General features: G+C 37.6%; 2 protein-coding genes and 1 pseudogene. 2 read left to right on the forward strand and 1 reads right to left on the reverse strand.

The genetic code is table 11. The annotated features are described in order from the left end of the window. Positions 1 to 251: 251 nt before the first annotated feature. Positions 252 to 377, reverse strand: coding sequence for a hypothetical protein (locus F6K13_RS30025; RefSeq protein ID WP_275670326.1), 126 nt, complete (start codon positions 375 to 377; stop codon positions 252 to 254). Between the two features lie 17 nt (positions 378 to 394). On the opposite strand from F6K13_RS30025, the gene F6K13_RS30030 reads away from it, so the two are divergent. Together F6K13_RS30030 and F6K13_RS30035 are read left to right on the forward strand one after the other, a co-directional pair. Continuing rightward, positions 395 to 829, forward strand: coding sequence for a hypothetical protein (locus F6K13_RS30030; RefSeq protein WP_124144285.1), 435 nt, complete (start codon positions 395 to 397; stop codon positions 827 to 829). Positions 830 to 1,500: 671 nt separating this feature from the next. Continuing rightward, positions 1,501 to 2,126: pseudogene (locus F6K13_RS30035) on the forward strand (peptidase); the annotation flags it as partial.

Here is a 2,126-nt window from a genome sequence, read left to right on the forward strand (position 1 = left end):
TTGCTGATGGTTATTATTGTTAGTTTTGAGTAAATTGTATAGAAAAAAATCTAATAATTTTGAAATTTAGGAAATTAAACTCTCCTTTCTCATAGCAAATATAGCGATCGCCATTACTGTATTTGACATATCAAAAGCTTAAAACTCAGACAACATCAGATTTTTCCTTCTTCCTTCTGCTATATTAAAAATTTTGCTACATTTAGCTAGCGGTCAAAGTACGCAAACAGCCCTTTGCCCCTACAGTCGGACTAAGGAAATACAGAAGAACTTAATTCCGAAGTAATAATACGTTCTCCATCAATTTGGAGTGAAGCGTGAAAGATGTTTGTTTTGAGAGTCGAATTAAACATAGTATTAGTATTGATAATTGGCATAATTCAAGAGGTAATTTATGGATGAATTAAAGTATCTTGCTAATTGGGTAAAAGAGCAACACGCTCAGGAATATATTTTGACTTGGTTATTGAATCAGCCCGGACTTTGGTGGTCTGATGGAGAAGCGTATCAGGCTGCTTTACAAAAATCTGGAAAATTATTGAGGGAGTATGTTCAAAAAAATCAAAGTGGAGATTTATTTCAAGGAATTGCTGAAAAAATTGTAGATGATGAAAGTTGGAATGAAGTGGCAGAGTCTCTGGCAAAAATTATTTCTGTTTATCAACAGGAGTTAGCAAGATTACAAGATTTTACTCGGCACCAACACAACCAAAATTTTTTAAAAAAAAATCTAAATAGTGATGATTTATCTGTTGAAGACAATGAAGACATGGAAGTACAAGAAGCTTTGCCCGATCCGTTTGCAGATGCTTTAACTGGTCAGGGTTAACAAAGTCAGAAGTCAAAAGTTAACCCACCCCTAACCCCTCCTGGGAGGGGAAGTAGGGAATTTGAGCCTTCCTCCAAACACATTTCGCCTTATACCAATTTCATGAAATATTGCTACAGTGCTTTTGTCTACTGGTCGGAATTTAGAGATTAATACTGTAATGACCTTTTTTGAATTTGGTATTAAAGGGGGGGAGGGTTAACGAAGTCAGAAGTCAGAAGTTAACCCACCCCTAACCCCTCCTGGGAGGGGAAGTAGGGAATTTGAGCCTCCCTCCAACTAATTTCATAAAATATTGCTACAGTGGTTTTCTCTGCTGGTCGGAATTTAGAGATTAATACTGTAACGGCCTTTTTTGAATTTGGTATTAAAAGGCGGGGTTTTATATCATGTCTCTTTAAATAACCACTTCGGACCATATCCGGATAAGAGCGCGATATAACTCTGTTCCGCGCTCCGCGTTAACGCGCGTTGTGCGCCAGCAAACGAAAAAATTTTCTCTTTTTCCTCCTCTTATTTCTTGCTGCCCTCCTGACTCCTGAGGACTGACTCCTCACAACAGTTATGTATAAGTATTCAAACCGAACATGATATAACATAGTTTCTATCCCATAAAACATTCCCTTATAGGAGAACCCCGGAGTTCTACCTATTTTTGTGAAATTAAAACCATGACAGGAAAAGCTTTCGACCAATTCTGGCACCTCATATCAGGTGCATCAACCCTAAACCCAGAAGTTTATAACCAAATTAATAGTTTGCCCCAAGGCATTCAGGTAGCATTAACTGTAGTCTTAATTGCTGGTTTAGCACAAGCGATCGCTCAATGTGTTGTACTATTCATTAACAAGGTTAAACGATTACGCTTTGTTCTCAGTCTGGGAATTTCAGCGATTATATTTGTCTTTAGTTTTGGGTTTTGGGCAATCAGTCTTTGGTTAGTCAGTCACCTCATCTTTAATATCAACTTAGAATTACTGACAGTTATCCGTACTCTGGGGTTGAGTTATGCACCCCAGATGTTAAGCTTTCTCATTGGATTACCATATTTTGGCATTCCTATCAGTGTTCTACTGACTCTGTGGAGTTTACTGGCAGAAATAAGAGCAATACAAGAAATCACACAACTGAATATTTGGGCAGCATTTGCTTGTAATATTTTAGGATGGAATGTACATCAGGTATCACAACGCACCATTGGTCGTCCTATTACTGCTTTTGGTAGATGGCTATTAAATCTTGCTGCTGGAACTGAGTTAGTAACAGATAAACAAGAACTAAAAGAAATTGTCATGGC

The organism is Okeania sp. SIO2B9 (genome assembly GCF_010672505.1).
Classification (GTDB): Bacteria; Cyanobacteriota; Cyanobacteriia; order Cyanobacteriales; family Microcoleaceae; genus Okeania; species Okeania hirsuta.